Annotated in this window: 23 protein-coding genes; 8 read left to right on the top strand and 15 right to left on the bottom strand. The window is 63.4% G+C overall.

Going from position 1 to position 25,749, the window contains the following annotated elements:
- Positions 1-205: 205 nt before the first annotated feature.
- The 3 genes from LK12_RS21885 (at position 206) to LK12_RS21875 (ending at position 3,467) form a co-directional block, all read left to right on the top strand.
- On the top strand, positions 206-1,231 hold the full coding sequence (locus LK12_RS21885) for a phytanoyl-CoA dioxygenase family protein (protein WP_231568448.1): 1,026 nt from the start codon (positions 206-208) through the stop codon (positions 1,229-1,231).
- A 178-nt stretch (positions 1,232-1,409) separates the two neighbouring features.
- Complete coding sequence (locus LK12_RS21880) at positions 1,410-2,558, top strand: Gfo/Idh/MocA family protein (RefSeq protein ID WP_039289838.1); 1,149 nt, start codon at positions 1,410-1,412, stop codon at positions 2,556-2,558.
- A 12-nt stretch (positions 2,559-2,570) separates the two neighbouring features.
- Positions 2,571-3,467, top strand: a complete 897-nt coding sequence (locus LK12_RS21875; RefSeq protein WP_231568447.1) for an SDR family oxidoreductase — start codon at positions 2,571-2,573, stop codon at positions 3,465-3,467.
- 7 nt (positions 3,468-3,474) lie between these two features.
- Here the strand turns inward: LK12_RS21875 and LK12_RS21870 are convergent, their stop codons facing one another.
- From LK12_RS21870 to LK12_RS21850, 5 genes are read right to left on the bottom strand one after another with little or no spacing between them, the layout of a single operon-like run.
- Positions 3,475-3,909, bottom strand: a complete 435-nt coding sequence (locus tag LK12_RS21870; RefSeq protein ID WP_039289832.1) for a nuclear transport factor 2 family protein — start codon at positions 3,907-3,909, stop codon at positions 3,475-3,477.
- A gap of 22 nt (positions 3,910-3,931) precedes the next feature.
- Positions 3,932-4,774 carry an SDR family NAD(P)-dependent oxidoreductase gene (locus LK12_RS21865; RefSeq protein WP_039289829.1) on the bottom strand — a complete coding sequence of 281 codons (843 nt, stop codon included), beginning with the start codon at positions 4,772-4,774 and terminating at the stop codon, positions 3,932-3,934.
- 11 nt (positions 4,775-4,785) lie between these two features.
- Positions 4,786-5,736: a TauD/TfdA dioxygenase family protein gene (locus LK12_RS21860; protein WP_039289826.1), complete on the bottom strand. Its 951-nt coding sequence runs from the start codon at positions 5,734-5,736 to the stop codon at positions 4,786-4,788.
- Between the two features lie 51 nt (positions 5,737-5,787).
- Positions 5,788-7,167: an acyl-CoA reductase gene (locus LK12_RS21855; RefSeq protein ID WP_039289823.1), complete on the bottom strand. Its 1,380-nt coding sequence runs from the start codon at positions 7,165-7,167 to the stop codon at positions 5,788-5,790.
- Complete coding sequence (locus tag LK12_RS21850) at positions 7,164-8,486, bottom strand: hypothetical protein (protein ID WP_197063619.1); 1,323 nt, start codon at positions 8,484-8,486, stop codon at positions 7,164-7,166. Before LK12_RS21850 ends, LK12_RS21855 begins: the two co-directional genes overlap by 4 nt.
- A gap of 133 nt (positions 8,487-8,619) precedes the next feature.
- On the opposite strand from LK12_RS21850, the gene LK12_RS21845 reads away from it, so the two are divergent.
- Positions 8,620-9,651, top strand: a complete 1,032-nt coding sequence (locus LK12_RS21845) for a GlxA family transcriptional regulator (protein ID WP_082010686.1) — start codon at positions 8,620-8,622, stop codon at positions 9,649-9,651.
- On the opposite strand, the gene LK12_RS21840 is transcribed toward LK12_RS21845, so the two are convergent.
- From LK12_RS21840 to LK12_RS24995, 6 genes are all read right to left on the bottom strand, one after another.
- Positions 9,624-10,877: an MFS transporter gene (locus tag LK12_RS21840; protein ID WP_039289815.1), complete on the bottom strand. Its 1,254-nt coding sequence runs from the start codon at positions 10,875-10,877 to the stop codon at positions 9,624-9,626. The two genes, LK12_RS21845 and LK12_RS21840, sit on opposite strands and share 28 nt — an antisense overlap.
- 138 nt (positions 10,878-11,015) lie before the next feature.
- A complete protein-coding gene (locus LK12_RS21835; protein WP_039289812.1) occupies positions 11,016-12,065 on the bottom strand; it encodes a CaiB/BaiF CoA transferase family protein in 1,050 nt (349 codons plus the stop codon).
- Positions 12,062-13,651 (bottom strand): AMP-binding protein, encoded by a 1,590-nt coding sequence (locus LK12_RS21830; RefSeq protein WP_039289809.1) that lies wholly within the window; start codon positions 13,649-13,651, stop codon positions 12,062-12,064. The genes LK12_RS21835 and LK12_RS21830 overlap by 4 nt, the downstream gene beginning before the upstream one ends.
- A complete protein-coding gene (locus tag LK12_RS21825) occupies positions 13,651-14,535 on the bottom strand; it encodes an SDR family oxidoreductase (RefSeq protein WP_052223687.1) in 885 nt (294 codons plus the stop codon). The genes LK12_RS21830 and LK12_RS21825 overlap by 1 nt, the downstream gene beginning before the upstream one ends.
- Positions 14,532-15,659 (bottom strand): acyl-CoA dehydrogenase family protein, encoded by a 1,128-nt coding sequence (locus LK12_RS21820; protein ID WP_039289806.1) that lies wholly within the window; start codon positions 15,657-15,659, stop codon positions 14,532-14,534. The genes LK12_RS21825 and LK12_RS21820 overlap by 4 nt, the downstream gene beginning before the upstream one ends.
- Positions 15,660-15,758: 99 nt before the next feature.
- Complete coding sequence (locus LK12_RS24995; RefSeq protein WP_197063618.1) at positions 15,759-16,994, bottom strand: cytochrome P450; 1,236 nt, start codon at positions 16,992-16,994, stop codon at positions 15,759-15,761.
- A 232-nt stretch (positions 16,995-17,226) separates the two neighbouring features.
- Between LK12_RS24995 and LK12_RS21810 the strand changes: the two genes are divergently transcribed.
- From LK12_RS21810 to LK12_RS21800, 3 genes are read left to right on the top strand one after another with little or no spacing between them, the layout of a single operon-like run.
- Positions 17,227-18,033: an enoyl-CoA hydratase-related protein gene (locus LK12_RS21810; protein ID WP_039289803.1), complete on the top strand. Its 807-nt coding sequence runs from the start codon at positions 17,227-17,229 to the stop codon at positions 18,031-18,033.
- Between the two features lie 11 nt (positions 18,034-18,044).
- Positions 18,045-18,944 (top strand): crotonase/enoyl-CoA hydratase family protein, encoded by a 900-nt coding sequence (locus tag LK12_RS21805; protein WP_039289801.1) that lies wholly within the window; start codon positions 18,045-18,047, stop codon positions 18,942-18,944.
- Positions 18,945-18,955: 11 nt separating this feature from the next.
- Positions 18,956-20,005 carry an NAD(P)H-dependent flavin oxidoreductase gene (locus tag LK12_RS21800; protein WP_039289798.1) on the top strand — a complete coding sequence of 350 codons (1,050 nt, stop codon included), beginning with the start codon at positions 18,956-18,958 and terminating at the stop codon, positions 20,003-20,005.
- A 126-nt stretch (positions 20,006-20,131) separates the two neighbouring features.
- Here LK12_RS21800 and LK12_RS21795 read toward each other — a convergent pair whose 3' ends face one another.
- The 4 genes from LK12_RS21795 to LK12_RS25230 all read right to left on the bottom strand — a co-directional run bounded on the left by LK12_RS21795 (position 20,132) and on the right by LK12_RS25230 (position 23,332).
- Positions 20,132-21,034 (bottom strand): crotonase/enoyl-CoA hydratase family protein, encoded by a 903-nt coding sequence (locus LK12_RS21795; protein WP_039289795.1) that lies wholly within the window; start codon positions 21,032-21,034, stop codon positions 20,132-20,134.
- A gap of 243 nt (positions 21,035-21,277) precedes the next feature.
- Entirely contained in the window at positions 21,278-22,693 is a 1,416-nt protein-coding gene (locus tag LK12_RS21790) for an aromatic ring-hydroxylating oxygenase subunit alpha (RefSeq protein WP_082010683.1), read from the bottom strand.
- A gap of 27 nt (positions 22,694-22,720) precedes the next feature.
- Positions 22,721-23,029: a 4Fe-4S binding protein gene (locus LK12_RS21785; protein ID WP_082010682.1), complete on the bottom strand. Its 309-nt coding sequence runs from the start codon at positions 23,027-23,029 to the stop codon at positions 22,721-22,723.
- An 81-nt stretch (positions 23,030-23,110) separates the two neighbouring features.
- Positions 23,111-23,332, bottom strand: a complete 222-nt coding sequence (locus LK12_RS25230) for a hypothetical protein (protein ID WP_231568446.1) — start codon at positions 23,330-23,332, stop codon at positions 23,111-23,113.
- Here LK12_RS25230 and LK12_RS21780 point away from each other — a divergent pair.
- Entirely contained in the window at positions 23,331-25,448 is a 2,118-nt protein-coding gene (locus LK12_RS21780; RefSeq protein WP_039289790.1) for a 3-hydroxyacyl-CoA dehydrogenase NAD-binding domain-containing protein, read from the top strand. The genes LK12_RS25230 and LK12_RS21780 overlap by 2 nt on opposite strands.
- Positions 25,449-25,749: the final 301 nt, after the last annotated feature.

Here is a 25,749-nt window from a genome sequence, read left to right as displayed (position 1 = left end):
ATTATGAATATAAATAATAAAATTTACACGAACCGTGATGGATCATGGGTATCGCCAATGTGATCGGTTGTGGTTTTTCATGCGGCCCATCGGCAGGTTCGCCTACAGAATTTTCTAATCCGTAGTTTGTAGAGAAACATCCGTTTCAAGAACGCCGGGCGGGAGCAATATCGAATCCAGATTGTGATCAACGAGGAGCGAGAGGATGGTTGAAGCAATGAAATACACCACGCCGAATGGCGAGGGATCGATCAACCGGCCCGATGCGGTCGATATCGACACCATGGCGATCCGGCCTTCGCGCGAATACGAAGTCTGCAACGGCCTGCTGGATGATTTCGACGCGCTCAACGCCTTCTACGAAAAAAATGGCTATCTGTTCTTCCGCGATGTGCTCGATCCCGACTCCGTGGTGGAAGCGCGCGATGCGATGCTGGCGATTGCCGCCGACGATTTCGGCCTGATCGACAAGGGCGATGTCGAGGCCAAGTGGACCGGCAAGCCGACGATTCGCGGGCAGGAAGAGCTGCCATGCTTCGCGGGCATTTCCCAGCGCCTGATCAATTATCCGAAGAACCAGGAACTGCTTACCAAAATCCTGGGAGACAAGCCCGCGATGGTCCCGGTGGTGCAGTATCGCCTCTATCCGCCGCAGACCGCGGTAACCCCGGTTCATCAGGACGGTTTCTTCTCGCCGGGAATTCAGGATTATCGGCCCTTGTGGATTCCGCTTACGCCTTGCCCGCGCGAGGTTGGCGGGCTGACGATCGCGGTGGGCCACAACAACAAGGGCTGGCTGCACAATCTGGCGCGCGAAACGCCTTGGCCGATCCCCGATGACGAGATCGATCCTGATAGCTGGGCAACCGCCGATTTCGAGCCGGGAGACCTGCTTGTCGTCCACCCTTATGCCCCGCATGCTAGCATGCCAAACATGTCCGACCGTTTGCGCGTCACTTTCGACACGCGCGTGCAGTCGGCCAAGAACCCCACGACGTTCATGGCGAAAGTGGACTCGGCGTTGCAGGACAGCGTGACGGTGACCTCGCCCGATCCGGCCGTGGGGCAGGTCACGCTGTCGCTCGACCGGGATAGCTTCGTACGCACCCGCCATCCCGGCAAGCGCGAGGCTTTCGAGGACTATGCCGATGCGATCCAGCCGGGCCAGCAACTGGTTGTCACGCGCGTGGGTGATCGCGCCGCGATGCTGCGTATCGGTTCCAATCCCTGAACCTTCGCGGGGTTTGAAAGTCTCGCAACCGGGGGCGCATCCGATCGTGGTGCCCCCCCGTTTCGTATTGGCGGCGACGTGCCATCGCAATTCCGATCGTTTGCCGTTCGGTTTGACCGCCAGCGAGGTGCACGTAGCCTCACCGAATACTAAAGCCGTGCATGGGAGAAAGGCAGTCATGACGCTGAAGGTCGGGATCATCGGCGCGAACTGGAGCCTCAAGGTACACGGGACGATCTGGCGCCGCATCGAAGGCGTCGAAGTCGCCGCCGTATGCACCGCGCATCAGGAAACTGCCGAGAAGGCGGCGGCGGAATACGGCATCCCCAAGGCCTACTGGAACCATGAGGAGATGGCCGCCGATCCCGATATCGACATCATCGACGTTGGCACGCGCCCTGCGTTCCGTTATCCCATGGTCATGGCGGCGCTGAGGAACGGCAAGCACGTCTACAACTCGCTGCCCTTCGCGGTCAACTTGGCCGAAGCGGAAGCAATGCGCGATGCCCAGCTTGCCGCAGGTGTTGTCGGCGTGGTCGATGCCCAATTTCGATGGATACCCGAAGCGCAGAAGATGAAGGCGATGATCGATGAGGGTTTCATCGGCCGTCCGCTCGGATTCAATGTGCAGCTAATGCAGCCTTTGTGGGCGGAAAACGGACGGTGCTACAGCAACTGTGTCTGGTCCGGTGCTACCGATCCCTACTTTTGGCTCGCCGACAGGAACAGCGGCGGAAGCGCCTGGCGGAACTTTGCTAGCCACGCAATGCTGTTCGTGACGCATCTGCTGGGCCCGGTCGAAGAGGCGACGGGCATACTCTCCACAGGGGTGCCCGAATGGCACCTGCCCAACGGCGATGTCCTGCATCCGCAGACGCACGATCTCGGCACGGCCAGCCTACGTTTGAGGAACGGCGCGATCGGCAGCCTTCAGGCGGGCTGGTGCGTGCCGGATACGGAGGGGTGGCGCGTTGAGGTATGGGGAGACCGTGGGCGTCTGGTCCTGACCGACAACACTTTCGGCAATGCACCCCTGGCGCAGTTGTTCGCAGGCGATGCCCGTCCGATGGCGCTTCCTGAACGCACCTGCCACAGGATCGAGATCCCGCCCGAGGCTTACGATCTTCCCGGGTGCATCGCACCGGAACCGGGACCGCGCGCGCTCTTCGCCTACGACGCGATGTTCGTGAACATGGCGCGCGCCATCCGTGAAGGCAAGCAAGGCACGCCCAGCTTTTCCGAAGCCGCCGCAGTGCACCGCTTCGTCGAGGCCGTGGAACTCGCCAACACGGAACGCCGCTGGGTTCGCATGGAAGAGATGGGCTAAGGGCGCGGGGTGATGGCGGGTTTCCTTGAGCAGCGCGCGAACCTTTCAGGCAGGACTGCCGTGGTCATCGGCGGTGGCGGCGGGATCGGCGCCGCTTGTTCCCTTGCACTTGCCCGGGCGGGCGTGAATTGCGCGATCTGCGATCTGGATGGTGACGCCCAGAAAGTCACGGCGGCGAAGCTGAACGAGATGAACGGTCTCATCACAGACGAGGTTCTTGATGCGGCACAACCCGACCAGTTGGACGCATTCTACAATCTGGTCGGGGAAACGTGTAATCGTCTCGACATTGTGGTCAACGTGGCCGGTCGTACCCGGCGGCGGCAATTCATGGATGTCGACCGGGACGAGAATGCGCGTGATATCCAGCGCAACTTCGGTTACGTGATCCAGTCTGTCGAACGCGCGGTTCCGCTCATTCGCCGCAGCGGGCGGGGTGGCAGCATCGTCAATTTCACGACCATTGAGGCGCATCGAGGAGCGGCCGGTTTTTCCGTCTACGCCGGGGCCAAGGCCGCTACGGCGAACTTTACCCGGGCGATGGCTGTCGAACTGGCGGCAGAGCGTATCCGGCTGAACTGCGTCGTGCCGGACACAACGTTCAGCAAGGGCAACTTCGATGCTCTTTCGGTAGAGGATCATGCGCTCCTTGCCGAAGTCCGGGAGGATTGTCAGGGAAAGGGGCTGGAAATCTACGTGCCCCAGAAATCCCCGCCGCCGGCAGATGCGTTGGCCGATGCGGTGCTGTTCCTCGCATCGGACATGGCGGCATGCGTCACCGGAACTTCGCTTCATGTTGACGGTGGGACAATGGCGGCGGCCGGATTCCTCGACTGGCCGTTCGGGGACGGGTTCGTTCCGAGCCCGCTCGGCGGCACGCTGGCCGCGCTTTACGGTCGCAAGGACTGACGCGCGTTCAGCCTTCCGGCGTATCGACTCGCAACCGGGTCAGGCACCAGGAGTCGATTTTCCAACCACCGGAGGTATGGCGATAAGTCTCGTGATAATGGCCAAATCCATTGAGCCACCGCGCCCCATCCGTTCCGGTTTCGGGCCAGAGCAGGCGATCCTCCATGGCCCAGATGCCCCTGGCGCTGGCCGGTGAGGTGATCTCGATCTCCGGGCAGTGCCCGTGGTGAACGGTGACCGCATCCATGAGCGAGGCGCGTGCCCAGGCGACGAACTGATCGGGCCCTTCCAGGGGTTCCGGGCTGAGCCCGGCATCGAAGGTGGCATCGTCCGTGAAGAGGGAACGCAGGCCAGCCCAGTCCTTGGTGTCGACGAACCGCATGTAACGGGCCTTGAGCGTCTTGATTTCCTCGATCGCGAGCAAATTTTCGAGGTTCGCCATGCCATCGTGCTCCGGCTTGCTGTCAGTTGATCGAGCGGCACTGGCCGCCGTCGACACGGTAGTTCGCACCGGTCATGTAGGCCGAAAGCGGACTCGCCAGCAACGCCACCATGCGCCCGATGTCCTCGGGCCGGCCGAAGCGGTCCGCCGCGATCGGGATCAGTTCGCGCGTCATGCGCCGCTCTATCTCGTCCCAGTCCTCGCTGTCCCATCCCAGCCTGGCGGCAAGATCGGTGAAGCTGCGGCGGAGCGACGGAGTTTCGACGGCGCCCGGTGAGATCGTGTTGACCGTGATCCCGGTATGGGCAAGCGTCTTGGCAAGCGAAGAGGTGAGGTTGACCATTGCTGCTTTCGCGGCGGCATAGTCGGCAAGGTCGGGCTCGGTCTGCGTCGCGGCGGCGCTGGCGATGTTGATGACCCGTCCCCAGCCTCGTTCTTTCATGCCCGGCACGTAGCTCTGGATCAGGCGGACAGCGGCGCCCACGTTCTGTTCGTAGGTCCAGACCCAGTCGGCCCAGGGCGTTTCCAGCCAGCCGGGGTTTTCCGGCCGCTCCACGCCATCGTTGCGGTGGGAACTGGCCCGGCCCCCGGCGTTGTTGACCAGAATGTCGATGCCGCCAAGCTGGTCGTGCAAGGAGGCCGCGACCCCGGCGCAGCCAGCTTCGCTGGCAAGATCGCCGGTGGCCGAAACGGCCTTGCCGCCCGCCGCGACGATTTCGGCAACCGCGTCTTCGCAGCGGGCATGGTCGCGCCCGTGAATGGCCACCGTGCATCCCTCGCCGGCAAGAACCTGCGCTATCCCTTTGCCGATGCCGGAATTGCTTCCGGTGACCAGCGCACGTTTTCCGGCGAGATCAAGGTCCATCGGTGTGCGCCCTAGTCGACGATGCGTTCGACTTCGCGTTCCCGGTCCAGCGCATCGTCGAGGTAACGGCCGACGTTGTAGTCGCCCGAAATCGTTGTGCGCCGAGCCGAGCGGGGGCAATCGAGCGGCACGCCTTCGGCGCTGTGGATCATCCGCCAATTGTCCCAGACCAGCATGTCGTTGGTCTGCCAGTCGTGGAAGTAGGTGTGGCCGGTGTTGACGAGGCGGTCGGCGACTTCGGCCAGCAGGGCATCGCTTTCGGCGCGGTCCATGCCCAGGATGTAGCGGGCATGCATGGGCGAGAGCTTGAGCACCTTGCGCCCCGTTTCGGGCTGGCGGATTACCAGCGGGTGAATCACCGGTGGGAAGCGCATGGCCTTTGCAGGATCATCTCCGGTCACCACCAGCTTGCGGATGTCCTCGGGAAAGCCGAACTGGCCCGAGGCGAAATCGGGGTTGAATTCGTAGACTACCTCGAGATCCTCGATCCGTGTCTTCAGCATGTCGGGCAGGCGATCATAGGCGGCGATGGCGTCGATGAAGCCCGTGCGTCCCATGAGCTTTGCCGGGGACGTCATGCGCAGCACGGCGCCGCGCACGATGGTGGGCATGAACGACTGGTCCCAGTGCCAGCCAAGCCAGCCCGCGCGCTCGATGCCGCCGATCGCGTAGTGCTGCTTGAACTGGCCCTTGGGATCGCCGGGCTCGTAGGCCAGCGTCATCATCACGTCGTTGTAGGGATCGTTCAGCTGCGGCGTCGCGGAAGGCTCTGGCTTGCCGAACAGGTTGGACAGGCGCAGCTGGGCCGCGTCGTCCGCCCGCGGATCACGCACGAGCAGCAGGCCGTATTCGGTCCATGCGGCCATGACCGACTGCCGCTCTTCGTCGGTCAGTTCGCGCGACAGGTCCAGGCCGACCATTTGCGCCCCGATGCCCCCGGGCAGGGGAAGCACTCGCACCATCCTCAATCCTCCTCGATCCCAAATTGTTCTTCGGCCGTGTGCCGGCGCGGTTCAGTCCTCGTCATTCACCCAGCGGATGAAGCGCTGAAGCGGCAGGAAGCCGTCGTGCGGCAGGCCTGCCTGCACGTTTCCGGCGCTTCCGATCGCCGTCACGCGCTGCACGCCTTGCGCGGCAAGCACGTTGCGCAATGCCCTGCGGCGGCTTTCCGGAAACACGCCGACGGTCTGCGTCGCCACATTGGCTTCCAAAATCGCATCCTCCAGCCGGTCGACCCGCACCACGTTGACGACCTTGCCGTCGGGGTAGAAGTCCACCGGCACCTCGCTGCGGATCACGATCCCGCGGCCGTCGAAAGTTCCGAACACCTTGTAGTCCGGTTCGAGCATTTCGAGCGCTTCGATCTCCTCGCGGATCTCTCCGGAGGGCGGGGTGGTGCATGCCGAACACATCGCCCGCTCGACGCCAAGCCGGGCCTGCAGGGCCGCGGCATAGGCTTCGACCTCCTCCATGCTTCCCTCGACGAACTGGAAGCGACTGGAGCAGCAGGCCTGCTGGTCCATCACCGTGGCATCTGCCGCAGCCTTGTCGGCGACTTCGGCGCGAAGCGCGTCGCTGGCGTGGACTTCGCGCCCGATCATCGAGATCGACGTCTTCGGATCGAACGCGACGAGCTCGAAGCCCGGGCCGATGTATTCCTTGGCCGAGCGCAGCGCGGATTCGCCGCCCCATGCCACAAGCTTGTCGAAGAAGATCGGCCGGAACAGCATCGATTCCACGTGGCGGTCCCCGCCGCGCCAGTAGGCGGCTGAAAACGAGCGCGAGAGCGGGTGGCCGGGGGCGACCGCCGACAGACCGCGCAGCACGGCGCTGGCGGTGTAGAGGTCGTTAGAGGGCAGCTTGAGCAGGTGGACGCCCTTGGTCAGCGCCCCACGCGCCACGGTCATCGCGGTAACGCCGGGTGCATTGCCCGCGACGATGTGGATCAGCCGGGGCGGAAAGGCCCTGATCCGGGCTGTCGTGCCATAGGGCGTTCGCACCTCGCGCCAACCGTCGAGCACATCGGCTCCGCCCAGTTCCTGCTCGACCTGGAATTCCAGCGAGGCACGCTCGAAGCACCGCGGAAGCGAGCCGTAGCTGCGTTCCAGCACACCGCGTTCGAGCGGATTGGTGCCGGCACTCGCCAGCATGGCGCGCTCCAGCGCGCCTTCGGGATCGCGACCAATCCAGTCGCCCAGCTGCACCAGGATGTCGATGATCTCGGCCACGGGCACATCTGCCGCCGGCGGCGCATCGCAGCGCGGCCAGACGAGCGCGTCGAGGTCCAGCCTGGGCGTACGGAAGCGGCCATAGTCCTCGTCGGCTCCTTCGACCACTTCACCCTTGATTACATGCGGGACTGCGCCCGTCAGCGGAGAAGTCTGCGTGTTCATTGCGCCATGGCTCCCTTGACATAGCCGTCTATCGTCCCGGCACAGCCGATGTGGTCTTCCTCGCCCGCCTGGGCGTAGCGCACGATCGTATCGAGAATGGTCGGCCCCGGGCGACCGCAGGGGCAGGTATCGCCCCAGTCGATCTCTACCTTGTCGCCAGTGATGCAGCCGCCCCAGCGGCCGGTGTAGATCAGGTCAAGGAAGGCGAAGCGGCCTTCGACCACACCTTCGCTGGCATTGATCAGATTCTCGCCCGGCTGGTCGAGCTGCAGCCAGATCAGACCAGGCGGGCGATGGTAGCGCCCGGCTTCGCAGCGCGGCATCACTTGCGCCATTTCAGTCATGCCGTAGGCACCGGGGCGCACCACGTCTCCGTAGAAGGCTGCAACCTGTTCCTTGTAGTCATCGGGCAGGGCGATACCCTTGATGCCGCCGCCGGCATTGATGACGCTGTCCGGGTGGAAATCGCCGTCGGGGATGCCCTTGGAGCGCGCCCTCTCGATGATCTGCATGTGCTGCGCCCAGAGGCCGTTGACGTAGACCGGCTGGTGGCGCTTCTCGAGCAGGGTATCGATGAATTCGATGATGCCCGCCGAGATCCGCTTGCCCGCCTCGGCATTCTTCTGCTGGAAGGCCTCGATTTCCGAAGGGCTGGCCTTGCCCTCGCGCATGCGGCGATTGAGCGCGGCTGTCTCCGCGACATCGGTGATGCGCAACGGCTCCTTGATCAGGTTGTGGAACGCGCCGGCCCTGGCCCAGTGATCGCGTGACATCTGGCCTGCCTCGATGGCGCTGTTCGGGCCTTCGATCGGGCCGGTCCAGAACACGTCGTACTGGTTGCCGGCCTTCACGAACGGCCAGCCGACCGCGTTGCGGAAATGGCGGTGCTTGAGTTCGCGGTCCTTCATCGATGCGGGAAGGAACGAGCATTTCCCGCTCGACCCGCTCGTGGCGAGCACGGTGCAGCCCGCGGCCTTGAGGCGATCAAGCCACTCGTCGGCGTCCTTGACGCCTTCGACGTCGACGTGGGTCCAGTCGTCCGCCGAAAGTGTCGTGAGCCAGGCCAGCATCCTGTGCCAGCGGCCCTTCTCGATGAAGCTTTCGGGATAGGACTTGTAGACGGTGTGGGCGAAGAGCAAGGGCACGATGTCCTCGAACCGCTTGATGCGTTCGATGCCCGCTTCGCGGGCGCGTCGGTCAAGCACGGGGATCTTTCCGCGCAGGTCAAGAAACAGGGCATTGGCCGCTTCGATCTGCATCGGCTCGATTTCCGCGCCGGTGTGATCGAACTTGTCCTCTTCCAGAATCATCTCGATCAATTGCTTTCGGCAATCCGGCATTCCTGGCTCCCGATTTCTGTCATCGTCCCTGGCCGGGACCTTTCCGTTGGCATTGGGATACAGCCGTGCCGCAAAAATCGACAATTGGGGGTTGAGACAATAAACGAGTCTTATGAGACTCGAGCACTTACCCCAGGTCGCACGTGTGGCGATCGTCGTGCCACCGGGCGCGCGAATGGGCAGCGTTGGCGCTGTTGTCGATGGATTCGAAATGGCCCGCAGCTACGTCAGACGGCAATACGGCGCGGTGGACATCCTGCCCGCCTCTGACCGGTTCGACGTGGTCGATCTGCGTCTCTTGGCGCCTGGCAAGGACCGACCGGCAACCGAGGGGGGGCATTTGCTGCCCATGACGGGCTCCCTCGACGAGACGCCGTGCGACGTCGTTTTCGTTGCCGATTGTGCTGCCGATCAGGCCGACCGCGAGGATCGGGAACGCGGACATGGCGGTGAATTGGGGCACTGGCTCAAGGCGCGCAGGGCGGAAGGGGCGATCATCGGTGCGAGCGGGGAGGGGATCGCCTTGCTGGCGGCGAACGGCCTGCTCGAGGCGATCAAGGCGACGGCACCGGTCGGGAAACTGGCCGAGTGGCACATGCGCTGGCCGCGCGTTCGATTCGAGCCGGGCAAGGTCCTGATCGAGGACGCGAACATAGTGACCAGCCAGGGCGGTGTGTACGATCAGGAACTGGCCGTGACGCTGGTGACGGCGGTCACCTCGGCCAATACCGGGCGTTGGCTGGCCTCGCGGCTGGGGATCACGCGAACGGCGCTGGCAGGGGACCTGCACACGCAGGACTACCTCATCGAACGGGCCAAGGACTGGCTGGTGACGCGCTTTTCGCAAAAGGTCTCCATCGAAGATCTCGCGTGTGCGATGGGGGTTCACCGGCGCACGCTGCACCGGCATTTCCAGGCGGAAACCGGGATGAGCCCGGTCGAGTACCTGCAGTCGCTGAGGGTCGAGGCGTCAAAGCGAATGCTGGAGCGCTCGCCCTTCACGATCGAGCGGATCGCAGCGCTCGTCGGCTACAGCGACGCGGGCTTTTACAGAACCGCGTTCCGGCGGGCGACAGGGACCAGCCCGAGGCACTGGCGCGCTCGGCACCGGCAGGATCAATCTTCTGCCGGCGAGGCGGGATAGCGCCCCATCGCCAGGTAGGCGATAGCGGCAAGGCCGAAGCTTGCAGCGCAGCAGAGGATAGCCTCGTCGTAGCCGCCGAACAGGTCATAGGCCGAGCCGATGAGCGGGGTTCCGATTGCTGTGGCAAGGGCAATGCAGGTGGTCGACAGGCCGTAGATCGTCGAATAGTCGGCAAGACCGAAATAGCGCGCGATCATGTAGGCCACGACGTCGATCTCCGCGCCCTGTCCGATGCCGATCAGAAACACTGCCAGGTAAAAGGCCGTGGGCGAGATCGAATGGCCCGCGAACACGAGGAAGACGCAGCCGAGCCCAGCGATGAGATTCAGCGTGAAGGCGACTGCCGGAGCCCAGAAACGGTCGACGAGGACACCGCTCAGGATGGCGCCGGTCGCGGCCGCCATGCCCAGAATGCCCACGGCACCTGCCGCGACGCCCTCGGAAAGGCCGCGGCCGATGCCTATCGGCTGAAGCTGCGAGACGATGGCAACAACAGGAGCATAGTTGAGGGCCGCAGCCAGGCAGATGATCCGTACCTTGGAGCGGGAAAGCAGAGCCAGCATCCGGCTGGGTGGCGCACCTCTGCCCGCGATCGGTTCCCCTCCGCCAGCCCTGTATCGGGGCACGAGGAATGCGACGAGGGGCAATGCTACGAAAAGTGCAAGGGCTCCAAGCGTAAGGAAACCGCCAGCGGAGCCATAGCGTTCAATCGCAGGATGGATCAGAAGGGGCGTCAGCGCAGCCGAAATCCCAAGCATCGATCGCGCTATCGCCAGCGCGGTTCCCCGGCTCCTGTTGAAATACCCGGCGACAATGCGCGTAACAGTGATGCCGGTAGTTGCCATGCCGAACAGATTGAGAAGGAAGTAGAGCAGATAGTATATGGGCAGGTAGCCCGTGAGCAGGGCTAGCATCCCATAGAACGCTGCGACCAGAATGAGCCCGGTTACGAGGACTGGCTTGGCGTGCAGCCGGTCGACGATCCGGCCGACAACAGGGGCTGCGAACGCGGTAATCAGTCCGGCGTAATTGGCCGCCGCGATTTCGCCGCGGCTCCACCCGAACTCCTGCTGCAAGGGGATGACGAAGAGGCTGGAGACTGCTGACCACAGCGAATAGCCGAGCGAGCCCCCGACAATGGCTCCGATTCCCGGTCGCCAGGCGGTGCGCCATTCGCGCAACAGGATATGCAATTGGCCGTCGGGATTGTTGCCGTCTGCGGCCATCTGCCTGCTCTCCACCTTCTCCACAGCGTCTCGGGGCCTCCGTGCTGCCGGAGGGACCTTGGGGCCTGAGGATCTTGTCATCTGGAAGGGGAGCCTATCGCCGCTATGGCCGCTGCCGGAAGCGGGGTGGGCGCGCTATCACACCTGCGATTGCAACGTGCCGTTCGCCTCACCCAGAACCGGAGCTGCTTCGAGCGGGCCGGCCCCTGTGGCAAGCTGACGCGCGATCGGCAATGGCAAGGGATCAGCTTCCAGCAGGCGCTGCATGCGGGGGGTCGCCAAGGCCTCCCCGACGGTCAGGACAAGGCTGCAGCACAAGTCCGCACCGTCGAAACTGTCGATCCATTCCTGCCCGCCGCGCTCCAGCAGTCGCGCTGCGATGGTCTCGCGGCCGGCGTCGAGCGGCAGGCCGGTCCTTTGGCAGAAGGCCTTCCAGAACTTTTCCTCGGGTGATGCGAGCGCAAGATAGCGGCCATCTCCGGCACGATAGATGCCGTAGCGCGGCGAACTGCCGGTGGCGGGGCTGTAGCCGGGGTGCACGGACTGGCCTGCGGCCGAATGGGCGAGGGGTTCCGCCAGAAAGGCCAGCAGGCCGTTGAACATCGGCACCTCGATCCGGGCTCCCTCTCCGGACTTTTCGCGGCGGTAGAGGGCTAGGGCAATGTTGGCGAAGGCGGCGTGGCTTCCGGCGGCGATGTCACCGACCATCGCGGCCGGCAGGACCGGCGCGCCATTGGCATCGACGTTGAGCGAGAGCAGTCCGCTTTCGGCCTGCCACGTCAGGTCATGGCCTGGTCGCAGCGTGTCGGGGCCTTCCGACCCGTAGCCGTTGAGTGAAACATAGATCACAGAAGGATTGACAGCGCGCACGGCTTCATAGCCAAAGCCCAGCCGGTCCATCACGCCGGGACGGAACTGCTCTATGATCACGTCGGCGCGGGCAGCGAGGCCGGCCAGTTTTGCGCCATCTGCCTTGAGATCGATCGCGATCGAGCGCTTGCCGCGGTTGAGGATTTCGAACACGGGGAGATCGGAGCGCATGGGCTCGCCCTCCGGCCGTTCGATCTTGATCACCTCGGCCCCGGCGCGCGCCAGCATCAGCGTTGCCAGCGGGCCGGGCAGAAGCGTGGTGAAATCGAGGACGAGAAGGCCGCCGAGGGAACCGGTGGAGGCGCCGTCGCGGCTCATGACCCGCAGGCTTCCAGAACCAGCGGGCGCAGCACTTCCTTGCGGATCTTGCCGCTGGCCGTCATCGGCATTTCGTCGACCAGCAGAACCGCTTCGGGGTACTTGAACTTGGCGACGTTCTTGCCGGCCATGTGCCGGACGAGGTCCGCGACCTCGGGCTTTTCCGAACCGGCAGGCAGGATCACGGCACAGGCCCTTTCGCCCAGCCGTTCATCGGGGAAGCCGATGACCGAAATCTTGTCGATCATCGGGTGATCGAACAGAAGCCCCTCCACTTCGGCGGGTGATATGTTTTCGCCGCCGCGGATGATGATATCCTTGGCCCGTCCGGTGATGCGCAGATAGCCGTTCGCGTCCACGCGGCCCAGATCGCCGCTGTAGATGTACCCGTCCTCATCGAAGGCCCGGGCCGTATGCGCCGGATCGAGATAACCGAGGCAGACGTTCGGGCCGCGGTAGGCAATCTCTCCTTCCGCGTCGCGTGGGAGAGGCTGTCGGTTGGCGTCGACCAGTTTCCAGTCGATCCCGTCATGGAAACGGCCGTCCGAGCCGAGCAGCTTTTCGATCGGGTCGTCAGCCCGGGTAATGGTGATGTTCTGCCCTTCGGATTGGCCATAGGCCGCGATCAACGTGGCCCCCAGCCGTTCGGAAACCAGCGCGGGCAATTGCTGGGGCACTGGCGCGCCCGCGGTGAATGCGTAGCGGAAATGCTCCAGTGGGGGGGCACCTTCGGCCGCCCGGACAAGGTCCGCATAGAAGGTCGTGGCGCCCCACATCATGGTCGCACCGTGCTGGCGCATGACGTCGAGGCCGGATGCCGCATTCCAGCTTTCCATCAGCACCACGGTCGCGCCCAGATGGATGGCAAATTCGATCCCGTTCACCGCGCCCGTTCCGTGCCCGACCGGCGAGACGCACATGACGACATCGTCGGGCCCGAGTCCGAAGTACGTGACATGCCGCTTCAGCCCGAAATACTGGGTGTTGTAGCTATGGAGCACGCCCTTGGGCTTGGATTCGGTTCCGCTGGTGAAGAGCACCACGCGCAGGGCATCGGGATCGACGGCTAGGGCGGCGAGCCTGGCGGCCTGCGCGGAATTGTCCTCCGCCAAAGCCATTTCGAAACTATCGCCGACGACGAAGACATGCTCCACCGGCATGCGCTGCGCCATCGCCGCGTGGTCGAAGCCCTTGAAGATGCCGGGAACGACCAGCGCGCGCGCTTTGGATGCGGTCAGCGCATATTCCACATCGGCATCGCGCAGTTGCGGCAGCAGCGGCACATAGGCGGCGCCGATGCGCAAGGCGGCCTGCTGGGCTATCGCGAAGGCGCGCACATTGGGCAGCTGGATGGCAATCCGGTCGCCCGGTCCCAGTCCGCGCGTGAGCAGAGCCAGCGCGAACTGGTCGACGAGACGGTCGAGCGCCGCGTAGTTCAGAGCGCCATCGCGATCGATCAACGCGGTCTTTTCAGGGCTGCGTTGGGCTGCCAGTGCCAGGGGATCGGGCGCCGGTCCAGAAATCCAGTACCCCTTGGCAAGATAATCTGCGGCACGCGGGGCGTGATGGGCGGGTAGGATCGCCATCACATCCCCTCGAACCATTCGGGCTTGCCCAGCGGCCAGTTGGTGCCGAGCAACTGCATGCCGCCGTCGATGTGCAGGAACTCGCCGGTCACGAAGTCCGCCGCGGGGCTCATTAGCCAGACGACTGCCTCGGCAATGTCCCACGTGTCGCCCATCTTGCGCATCGGATTGCCCTGACCCATGCGGCCGAGCAGGCTTTCCGGGTACTGGTTGAGGCCCTCGGTCTCGATCGTGCCGGGGGCCAGACAATTGAGGCGAATGTGGTGCGGGGCCCATTCGACTGCGAGCGACTTCGTCAGCCCGAGCACCCCGGCTCGCGCGGCGCAGCTGTGCGCGGATTGCGGCACGCCGCGATCGCTCACCATGGTCAGCGTGACCACGTTGCCCGGTTCGTCCCGTTCGACCCAGCGCCTGCCGAATGCCGAGATCATCCAGTAAGTGCCATTGAGGTTGGTATCGACGACCGCGTTCCAGCCTTTGGGCTTGAGATCGAGCACGTTGATCGGGAACTGGCCGCCGGCCGAATTGACGAGGTGGTCCACGCCGCCCAGCTGCTCGAAAGCCGCGTCGGCAAGGCCTTCGACCTGATCGGAATCGCGGATGGTCATGGAATGGGTCAGGGGGCGGCGGCCAACAAGGCGCTCGGCATCGTCCGCGGCGCGATCCAGCTTTTCGCCGTCGCGGCCGCAGATGAGCACGTCCGCGCCCAGCCGCAGCAGCAGGAACAGCGTCGCCCGGCCCATGCCGCTGCCGCCACCCGAAAGTACGACCTTCTGTCCCGCGAACAGGTCATCTCGATAGATAGTCGGCCTGGTGGCCAGCTCTTCGGGCTGGATGCCCCAGATACGCTTTTCCATCCGGTCCTTGGGGGTGGTATCGCTCATCGTCCGAGAATCCCCCGTGCAATGACCAGGCGCTGGATTTGCGAGGTCCCGTCCCAGATTTCGGTAACACGCGCTTCGCGGTACATGCGTTCCACCATGCTGCCCGACCGGCAGCCCTCCGCGCCCCAGATCTGCTGCGCCTTGTGCGCCACCCGGGTGGCGGCCTCGGTCGCGAACAGCTTGGCGGCGGCGGCCTGTTGCGGAATGGCCTGGCCGGAATCGAGGATCGCGGCGGCCTGCGCCACCATGGCCTGCGCGGCCTGGATATCGACGGCCATGTCGGCAACCATGAAGCCCAGCGCCTGATGCTGGCCGATCGGCTTGCCGAACGCGGTGCGGGTCTTCGCGCGCTCGACCGCGGCATCGTAGGCGGCGCGGGCAATGCCAATCGCATGAGAGGCGGTGATCAGGCGGACGAAATCGAGGCTGTGCATCATCTGCGCGAAACCGCGCCCTTCGGTGCCGAGCAGGGCACTTGCGGGAAGGCGTACGTCCTCCAGCAGCAGGTCGCCGTGGATCGTGCCGCGTGCGCCCATCTTGGAATAGATTTCGGGGATCGAGACGCCTTTGGTGCCGCGCGGGATCAGGAAGGAACTGATGCCTTTGGCACCGGCGTCCGGGGCGGTCTTGAGTGCACAGACCACATACGTTGCGCGTGCGGCGTTGCCGATCCACACCTTGCGGCCGTTGAGTATCCAGCCTTCGCCATCGCGTTCGGCCCGGCCGGTGATCGCGGCGGCATCGGACCCGGTGTGCGGTTCGGTCAGCGCGAAGCTCAGAGTGACGCTGCCATCGGCCACGCCGGGCAGGACGGCCTGTTTCTGCGCGTCACTACCATATTCAGCGATCGAGAGGACGCTGCCGCCCCAGGTGAGCATCAAGGCGGCCGTGGAGGGGCAGCCCCAGGCCAGTTCCTCGACGATCTGCGTGGCATCGACCGCGCTGACCTGATGCCCGCCGAATGCACGGGGAACGGTCATGCCGCAAATGCCCGTATCAATCAGGGCCTGAAGTCCCTCTTCGGGATAGCGTTCGTTCTGGTCGACATCCTCGGCATGCTGCCTCAGGACATCGCGTGCGATGGTGCGGGCCGCGCCCACGAGTTCGGATTGGTTTTCAGCCATGCTGCATCCTTTTCCCAGCCTTGCCCCGGCCGCAAGTTGCCCAGGCAAGGTATCGCAGATTTGATATAACAACTCAGGCCCAAACGGGCCGGGCGTCAATCACCACTTCGCCATGAAGGTCTTGTAACCCCAGAAATTGAATGGCTCGATCCGTTCGGGCGGCTCGGTCAATTCAAGATCGGGCATGCGGTCGAGCACTCTGTTGAGTGCAATGTTTGCTTCGAGGCGGGCGATGCTGGCCCCCGGACAGAAATGCGGGCCGAATCCGAAGCCGAGATGACGCTGCATTTCCTCGCGCGGGCGGTCGAGGCGGAATTCGTCCGGCCTGTCGAACACGGCAGGGTCATGGTTGGCGCCGGGAATCGCGAAGAGCACGCGGGAGTGCTCTGGAATCTCGACACCGTGCAGCTCGATCCGGTGGGTAGAGAGGCGGAACATGCCGATCGAGGGCGGATCGAGCCGCAGCGATTCCTCGATCGCGACATTCACCAATGAGCGATCGGCCTTCACCGCTTCCCACAGGCTGCGGTTTTCGAGCAGCCGATAGAGCATGTTCAGGAACAGCGAGGTGAAGGTGTCGTTGCCGACGAAGAAGCCGCGCGCGGTCCGGTGCCGTTCGTCCAGGGTCAGCAGGCGGCCGCCCAGGCGCGCGACGACCAGGAGCGAAATGAGGTCTTCGCTCAGCACAGGGCCCAGGGCGTTCTCAGTTGCGTCCGACGGGTCGATGCCCGCTGCACGGAGCACGGCTTCCCGGTGCGCGAATTGCTCGTCAAAGAATGAATAGAGCCCCTCGATCATGCGCTTGCCAACGGCGGGATCGGGCTCATTGAACTGGCTCGTCAGAAAATACTCGGTCCAGGACTGATAGTCATCGAGCCGGTCCATGGGCAGGCCGACGACCGTAGCCATGACCCTTACTGGAAGCGGCCGTGCGAAGTCATCATGCAGATTTGCGCTTCCCCGCGACACGATGGCATCGAGGTATTCGTCCACGTAACGGTGCATGGCGTCCGACCAGCGTAGCACTCCTCGCGGTCCGACGAAACTGGCGTAGATCTTGCGGAAGGCGTTGAACGCCGGCGGATCCTGACTCATGCCGACGTCGCGTTCCGTGGAGCGAAGCAAGGCACCTTCACGCTTTGTCCACTGATGGTGGTCGCCCATTACCGATTTCACGTCCTCGTAGCTCGAGACGATGTAGAAATCCTGTTCGAAACGCCCGCTCACTTTCAGGATTTTGCCTGCGTCGCGCGCCGCGCCGTAGGCCGCCGCGGGATCACGAAGCACGTCCGGTGCCATCGGGTCGAAAGTCGTGGGTTTAGCCGGACCGGTCATGCTTCCTCCAGTTATCCTTGCAGCCAGCCTTAGGACATTGTCCGCGCCGGGGCTTTATGCGCAGGCAAGCAATCGCAAACGCGATGGCCTTGCTCGATCTGCCGATGAAGCCGCGCGGTGGGCGCCTCGGCCATCGTAAATGCGATACGATGCCCTTGGGCAATTGCTTTGTCTGACAGGCTCTGGCGATAGGGGAAGGACACCTATCAACTACCTTGGACGGGGCTTAAGCATGGCAGACAATATTCTTATCGATGAGCCGGTCGAAGGGGTGAAGCGGCTGACGCTCAATCGCCCCGAGGCCATGAACGCGTTCACGAACGCGATGTACCTGGAGTTCATCGCGATCCTCGAGGACATCAAGTACGATCCCGATTGCCGCGTGGTCATCCTGACTGGCAACGGGCGTGGCTTCTGTACTGGGCACGACCTGCGTGACAAGGAGCCGCCGAGCTGGGTGAAGTCGGGCGTGGGCAAGGCCTACAACACCAAGTACTCGATGGAAGTGATTGCCTCGATTCCCAAGCTGCTGCGCAACCTGCCGCAGCCGGTGATCTGTGGCGTGAACGGTACCGTCGCGGGCATGGGCTACGCTTTCCCGCTGGCCGCCGACATGGCGATCGCCGGGCAATCGGCCAAGTTCATCAACGCAATTCACAATGCTGCGACCGGCGCCGAACTGGGCATGAGCTACATGCTGCCGCGCGCCGTTGGTGCACAGAAGGCCGCCGAGATTCTCTACACTGCACGCCGCGTCTCGGCCGAGGAAGCCGCCGAGATCGGCCTCGTGCTCAAGACCGTGCCTGATGACCAGCTGCAGGACGAATGCGTTGCCCTGGCCAAGGACATCGCGGTCAACGTGCCGATGGGCATCTGGGTAACCAAGCAGTCGCTCTGGCACAACATGAACGCGGGCAGCCTGGAACAGGCGATGGAGTTCGAGACTCGCGGCGTGTTCATGGCCCAGTCGACTGAGGACGCGAAGGAAAAGCGCGCGGCCTTCCTCGAAAAGCGCGAACCCAAGTTCAGCGGCAAGTAAGGGGGGTGGCCATGGCTTTTGAAACGATCCTGTATGACGTCGAGGATGGCATTGCGACGCTTACGCTGAACCGGCCCGACAAGTTCAACGCCATGAGCCCGCTCATGCAGCAGGAAATCGAGGCGGCTCTGGACCTTTCGGATCAGGATGACGCCGTGCGCGTTCTCATCGTGACGGGTGCCGGCAAGGGTTTCTGCGGCGGCGCGGACCTCTCAAGCGGTGCCGACATCTTCAACAAGGACAAGAAGGTCGAAGGGCGCGAAGGCGGCGGCGCGCGCAACCCTGACGGCAGCTTCAACTATTCGTCCGAGGTCGCGCGCGATGGCGGCGGTAAGCTGGCGCTGCGCATGTTCAATTCGCTCAAGCCCATCATCGGCGCCATCAACGGTACCGGCGTCGGTGTGGGCGCCTCGATGACGCTGCCGATGGACATCCGCATCGGCAGCGAGAAGGCGCGCCTGGGTTTCGTCTACGCGCGTCGCGGCATCGTGTTCGAATGCTGTTCGAGCTGGTTCCTGCCGCGCGTGGTGGGTATCGCCAAGGCGCTCGACCTGGCTCTGACCGGACGCCTGCTGCAGGCCGAGGAACTCAAGGACTATGGTCTGATCCGCGAGATCACCACGCAGGAGAACCTGCTGCCTCGCGCCCGCGAGATCGCGCGCGAGATCGCCGACAACACCGCGCCCGTCTCCATCGCGCTGATGCGGCAAATGGCGTGGCGCAGCCTTGGCTGGGATCACCCGATGGAGGGGCACCGCTGGGAAAGTCGTGGCATCACCAATCGCGGCGCGTCGCCTGATGCAAAGGAAGGTGTCGCCTCGCTGCTCGAGAAGCGCCTGCCCGAGTTCCCCGGCAAGGTTTCGGAGATGCCTGACTACTTCCCATGGTGGGAAGAGCCGGAATTCAGCTGAGGAGCGAACCAATGCGTACCGCGATAACCGAACTCTTCGGCGTCAAGTATCCCATTCTCAACGCGGGTATGGGCCGCGTCGCCCTGCCGAACATGGTGGCCGCGGTTTCCAACGCCGGCGGTCTCGGCGTGCTCGGTGCGGGCACGGCGCCGCCCGAGCAGGTGCGCGAATGGATCCGCGAAGTCCGTTCGCTTACGGACAAGCCCTTCGGCGCTAATGTCCCGCTGGCGCTGCCCAACGCGATGGATAACGCCAAGATCCTGCTTGAGGAGAAGGTGCCGGTCATCAACTACTCGATGGGCAGCGGGCGCTGGATCTGTGACTGGGCCCACAAGTACGGCGGCAAGGTGATGGCTTCCATCACCACCAAGAAACTGGCCCTGAGCGCGCAGAAGCATGGCTGCGACGCTGTAATTGCGGCGGGTACCGAGGCCGCTGGACACTCAGGCCCGTCCTCGACGATGGCACTGATCCCGGAACTGCGCGAGGCGCTTGACATCCCGATCATCGCGGCGGGCGGCGTGTCGACCGGCCAGGCGCTGATCGCGGTTATCGCGCTGGGCGCCAGCGGTGCCTCGATGGGCACGCGCTTCTGGACTACCGCGGAAGGCCCGATGATGCCGGCGTGGAAGGAAAAGGCACTGGAACTTGCCTCGACCGACACGCTCTATTCCGAGAAGTTCGACGGCTGGATGAACCGGCAGATGGATGTGCCGGGCGCCCGCAAGATGATGAACGCCAAGACGCTCAACTACTTCTCGGTGCTGCGCGAGAGCTTCAAGATATCCAAGGAGCTCGACATTCCCTGGATCAAGCTGTCGTTTGACACCTTCAGGAAGGGGCCAAAGGAAATCCAGTCGATGATGCGCATGGCGGAAATGCTCAAGGCGCACACGCATACCATGACGAGCAACGACACTTCTATCGGTTTTACCGCCGTAGGTCAGTCGGTGGGCATGGTTCACGACGTGCCGACGATCGCGGAACTCATCCCGCGCCTTGTCGCGGAAGCCGAAGAAGCCAAGCGCCGGGTTCTGGAAACGAGCAACATCGGCGCCTGACGCCGAAGCCATTCCTCCCCCGGCCGCGACTGGTTCTGGGGACAAATGAAGAGGGCAGCGCGGATCTGATCCGCGCTGCCCTCTCGTTATGATCTGCAGTGTGTTTTGGAGCGAGGAAGCTGCAAATTAATCCTCGCGGAAGTGGACGTATCCGTCGCCGAACGGCGCATCGCGGTTCTTAAGCGCGACCTTCATGCCGTGCTCGGCCATGTCCGCCTTGAACTGCATGCGACGCGGCCCGGTCGAAAGGTGCGCGCGGGCATCGATTTCCGCCGCCATTCGCTGGATCTGCTCCGCGCCCATCTGTTCGAGCGCCAGGTTGACGATACGCTTGTGGGCGGAGAGCAGTTCGCTGTCCACGGCACCAACCTTGTCGGCCATTTCCTTCACGCGGGCATCGAGTTCCTCGACCGGCCAGGATTCCAGCACCAGTCCGATCTTCACGGCGTCGCGGCCGCGGATCTTGTCGCCGGTGAACAGCATGCGCTTCGCCCACTGCGGACCGACATGATAGGTCCACATGTGCGCTGGCGGGGAGCCGTTCGCGCGGGTCGCGGGAAAGCCGAACTTCGCATCGTCTGCCGCAATCACGAGATCGCAGGCGAGCGCGAGATCGTTGCCGCCGGCGAGGCAATTGCCGTGCACCTTGGCGATCACCGGCTTGTGCAGCGAGGGCATGACCAGCGCCCAGCGCTGGGTCTTTTCCATCGACCAGCAATCGTCGTCGTACCGCTTGGTGGCCTCACGGTACTTGTAGTCGCCCATCTCGGTCTTTTCGCCGCGGCCCTGATAGGACAGCTTGAGGTCGTAGCCCGCGCAGAAATCCTTGCCCGCGCCCTGCAGGACCATCACGTTGATGTCGGTGCGGTCGTCCGCCTCGAGCATGGCGTCGTGCATCTCGGACAGCATCTGGCCGTTGAGCGCGTTGCGCGCCTCGGGGCGGTTGAGCGTGATGTAGGCAACCGGTCCATCAACCTCGAACAGAACGGTTTCCGGCTCGTAGAGCCACTTGCCTCGATAATCCTTCATTGAACTCTCCAGTTGCGGGCCCTCGCTGCGCGCGTGGGCAATAGAATGGATATGGCGCAGACCCTATGGGCCAACCCCCGGGCTGCCAAACGGGCCGCGCCAAGTATCGCAACAATGATCGTAGGGCCCGCGAACCGGATGGCGCGAACCAGGTCAGAACATACCATTTACCTGTACGACAGGGCCTCCCCCCGCAAGAGCCGGAAGAGGCCCTTTCTCAGCTGGAAAACCGGATCTGGCGGATCAGGCCTGTTCGACCATGCGCGTGTCGCTCGAACCCGCATCCGATCCTTCGCGTCGGGTAGCCCCGAGATCGTCGCCTAGTGCGTAATGGCGTACCCAGCGATGGAGGTTCGAGACTGAACTTTCCTGAAGCGGACTGGTGCGGGACCCTTCGAAGGCGGTACTCTTCATCCCCTTTTGCACCTGCTCCATGTTGTCGAAGTCTTGCTGCAGGATGATGCTGACGGCCGAGAAGCCCTTCCAGTCTTCGTCACCAAGGAATTCCTGCCGCTCCAGTGGCGGCTCTGCTCCCGGAGCATAGCGTACGAGTGACCAGATGTCGTAGAGGCAGCTGTCAGGATCATCGCCGTGCGGACGGGCCCGGTAGCAAAGGGCGCCATCGAAATACATCAGGAACACCTGGTTCGGGAAAACATGCCAGTTGACTCCGGCCTGCCCGACTTGCTCCAGGCTGACCTCCGGCCATCCGGCGCCGGAGGCCTCTGCGGCCTGCTTCTGAAATTCGATCATCGGGCCGATCAGCGTGCCGATATCGTCGGAAGGCTGGGTTTCGGACATCAGGCGACGCGCGGCTTCCGTGTCGCGCTCGGTATAGATCGCCCGCAGCGTCGTGTTCATCACGTCGAAGAAGCGGATGATGCCCGGCCGCAGATCTTCGGGCATGGGTTTGCCGGTGCGCGGGCTTGGGGCCCCCCAAGGTCGAGAGGCAGTCGGGTAACCGAACATGCCGTGCTTTCCGTAAGTGTAGCTGCGCGTGACATCATCGCCCATGTTGTCGAGAAGCTGCGGGTGCGTGGCCGCGACATGGTAGCCTTCGTTGAAGGCTTCGAGCGCGACCTTCCAGTTGCACGGCAGCTTGACGGTCACGTACCAGCGGTAGCGCATCTTCTCGAACTCGAAGGGGTCGATGAAGTCCGGCATCGGGGCGAGATAGTCCGCGAGCGGCTCGGCATCGGGATCGGGGTTGATATAGACGAACCCGCCCCAGGTGCCGACCTTGACGTCGCGCAGCTTGAAATCGTCGTCCGAAACGTTGGGGCAGCCCTGCCAGTCGGTGCGGTCGAGGATGCGGTTGACGCTGCCGTCGAGGTTCCAGCGCCAGCCATGGTAGTTGCAGTGGAACTTGCGCGCGTGACCGCATCCAGCCGTCAAGCGGCGGCCGCGGTGCATGCACACATTGTGGAAGGCCTCGATCTTGTCTTCGGCCGTGCGCACGACGATGAAGCTTTCATCGTGAATGTCGTAGGTGACGTAGTCGCCAACCGCTTTCAGCTCTTCCTCGCGGCAGGCGACCTGCCAGACGCGCGACCACATATTGCGCTTTTCCTGTTCGAGGAACTCGCGAGAAATGTACGCGTCCTTCGGGACGAAATCGTCGCGGACCTGCGCGCCCTTCGTTTCATTGCCACTAGTCATTCTCATCTCCACTTCGTGTGTGCTCGGTCAGGGCAGGCGCTCCCAATCGAACTGTTGATCAAGGTCATAAATCTCGCCGTTCGTGACCGGGTGCCAGACGTCGATCGCGCCCGAAGGGCACTCCTCGACGCAGGTCCGGCAGAAGCGGCAGAGTTGGGGGTCGATGGCGACGCGCCGATCCTGAGCGACGATTGCCTGCTCGGGACAGACCGCGAGGCACGATTGGCACGCCGAGCAAAGCTCGGGGTCGATCAGGTGCTGGGTCGCCGCGTTCCGGCCAGGGCAGGGACCATGCTGGGCGGCGGGGACCTTCACGATGCGTCCCCATGCCGACACTGCAGGCCGGGGACACGCCTACGGACGGCGGAGGAATTGTTGGTCGGGGCAAGGGTGGTGCGATGCGCCATCGGACAAGTTTCATTGCGTTCTGAATGGGTCTAATTGTGTGGTATCTGCTGCACAGCTAAATTGACCGGAATCAATCGTTCCTGGCGCGACAGGGAAAACGCGGCACACCCGGCCGACAATCGCAATTGCGATTGATCCCTTCGGGTCGCCGCAAATCGATGACACCGTGAAAGCACTTTGCCACAGCAGGGCGCAGTAATTTTCCAAACGCAGAAGGATTTCGGAACCCATGTCCGTTACGCCCGAGACCGCTGTCAGCTATGACGTTCGCGACGAAGTCGCCGTCCTGACCATCGATTTCCCGCCCGTGAACGCGCTTGGCGAGCCAATGCGACGTGGCCTTGCAATGCGGCTTGAGCAGGCGGCCGAGGATCCTGCCGTGAAGGCCATCGTATTGGTCGGCGCGAACGATCGCTTCGTGGCTGGCGCCGACATTCGTGAATTTGGCAAGCCCAAGCAGGGGCCGGGCCTGCTCGAACTCCAGTTGATGATGGAGGCTAGCGAGAAGCCGATTGTTTCAGCCGTCGACGGTCATGCCCTCGGCGGCGGACTCGAGCTTGCGCTTGCCGGGCCGTTCCGGGTCGCGGCCAGCCGCGCCAAGATCGGCCTTCCCGAAGTCAACCTCGGCCTGCTTCCGGGGGGCGGCGGGACGCAGCGCACCACCCGCATCGCCGGCCCGGAGGTCGCGCTCGATCTGATCCTCTCCGGCAAGCATATTTCCGCCTCGAAGGGCAAGGAACTAGGCCTGATTGACGAGGTCACCGATGGCGACGTGACTGAAGCCGCCGTCGCCTTTGCGAAGAAGAAGGCCGCGGAGGGCGGTCCCTACCCCAAGCTTGTGGAGCTTACAGACAAGGTCGAGAAGGTCGATTTTGCGATCTTCGAAGACGTGCGCAAAAAGAATGCCCGCAAGTGGAAGGGGATGGTGGCGCCGTTCAAGATTGTCGACTGCGTGGAAGCTGCATGCAAGCTCGGCCCGCGCGATGGGCTCAAGTTCGAGCAGGATGCCTTTCAGGAATGCCTTGAGGCGCCGAGCCGGGCTGCGCAGATACACCTGTTCTTCGCGGAGCGAACCGCGGCCAAGGTCGAGGGGCTGTCGCCGGACGTCAAGCTCAAGAAGATATCGAAAGTCGGCGTTATCGGCGCGGGTACCATGGGCGGCGGCATCGCCATGAGCTGCATCAATGCCGGTCTTCCTGTTACCATCCTTGAAGCGAAGCAGGAGGCGCTCGATGCCGGCCTTGCCAAAGTCAAGGGCAACTATGATATCTCGATCAAGCGTGGTTCGCGTTCTCAGGAGCAGGTGGACAAGGCGCTTGCGCTGCTGACCCCGACGCTCGAATATGCCGACCTTGCCGATTGCGACATCGTGATCGAGGCCGTGTTCGAGAACATGGCGATCAAGAAGGAAATCTTCGGCAAGCTCGACGACGTGATGAAGCCTGGCGCGGTCCTCGCATCGAATACGTCCGCTCTCAGCATTGACGAGATCGCGTCGGCGACGAAGCGTCCCGGTGACGTGATCGGCACCCACTTCTTCTCGCCAGCCAATGTCATGAAGCTGTGCGAAGTCGTTCGCGGCGATCTTGCATCGGACGAGACGATTGCCACAGCGATGGCCTTCGCCAAGCAGATCGGCAAGGTGCCGGTTCTAGCGGGTAACTGCGAAGGCTTTATCGGCAACCGCATTTTGCGCGTCTATGGCGGCGAAGCGGACATTCTGCTCGAAGCGGGGGCGACACCCTGGCAGATCGACCAGGCGCTCAAGGACTTCGGCTTTCCCATGGGCGTGTTCTTGATGCGCGATATGGCGGGTCTCGATGTCGCTTGGCGCATGCGACAGGGCCGCATCGAGGCCGGGACCCTGGATCCCGACAGCCCGGAATATACGCCGCTCGCGGATCGCTTGTGCGAGGCTGGCCGCTTCGGCCAGAAAACGGGGTCGGGATACTACAAGTACGAAGGTCGCGACGCCACGCCCGATCCCGAGATCGTGGCTATGTTGGAAGAGATATCGGCCAAAAAGGGGATTACCCGCCGCGAACTGAGCGACGAGGAAATAGTGGACACGATCCTTGCCTCTATGGTGAACGAGGGCGCAAAGATCGTCGAAGAGGGCTATGCCCAGCGTACCAGCGACATCGATGTGACCTACGCCTTCGGCTATGGCTTCCCGAAATATCGTGGCGGTCCGATGTTCTGGGCGCAGCAGAAAGGTCTCGACAAGGTCCTCGAGATCATCAACGCCAATTACAAGCGTTACGGTGATCGCTGGAAGCCGGCCAAGCTGCTCGAGGATCGCGTGGCAGCAGGTCAGGACTGGGAGGGCAAGCCTGTCGCCGGGTGACCTCGGCCGCGATGAAGTGAGACCTGGACAAATTCTCGGGGCGCGGACGTCTTGTTCGCGCCCCGTTGCTGTGCTGCGCCCGATGGAAAATGGAGAGTGATGCCGCCGGGCTGGAGATTTTGAGCCCGGCTGGCAGCAAGGGTTGTGGGACGCCGTTTTCGAAGCGCGCTGCGTCGCGCCGATGGGATGTGGCTGGCGCTCAAGATGATAGGGGCTACCACCTATCAGCAGTACTTGTTATACCATTATAAAGTCTATTTTTACCTGTCGGCTCATACGGACAGCGCGATCTTTTAAATGA

It is taken from the genome of Novosphingobium malaysiense, from assembly GCF_000802225.1.
Taxonomy (GTDB): Bacteria; Pseudomonadota; Alphaproteobacteria; order Sphingomonadales; family Sphingomonadaceae; genus Novosphingobium; species Novosphingobium malaysiense.
Note: the sequence above shows the minus strand (reverse complement) of the source record. Positions and strands in the feature narration are given on the sequence as shown.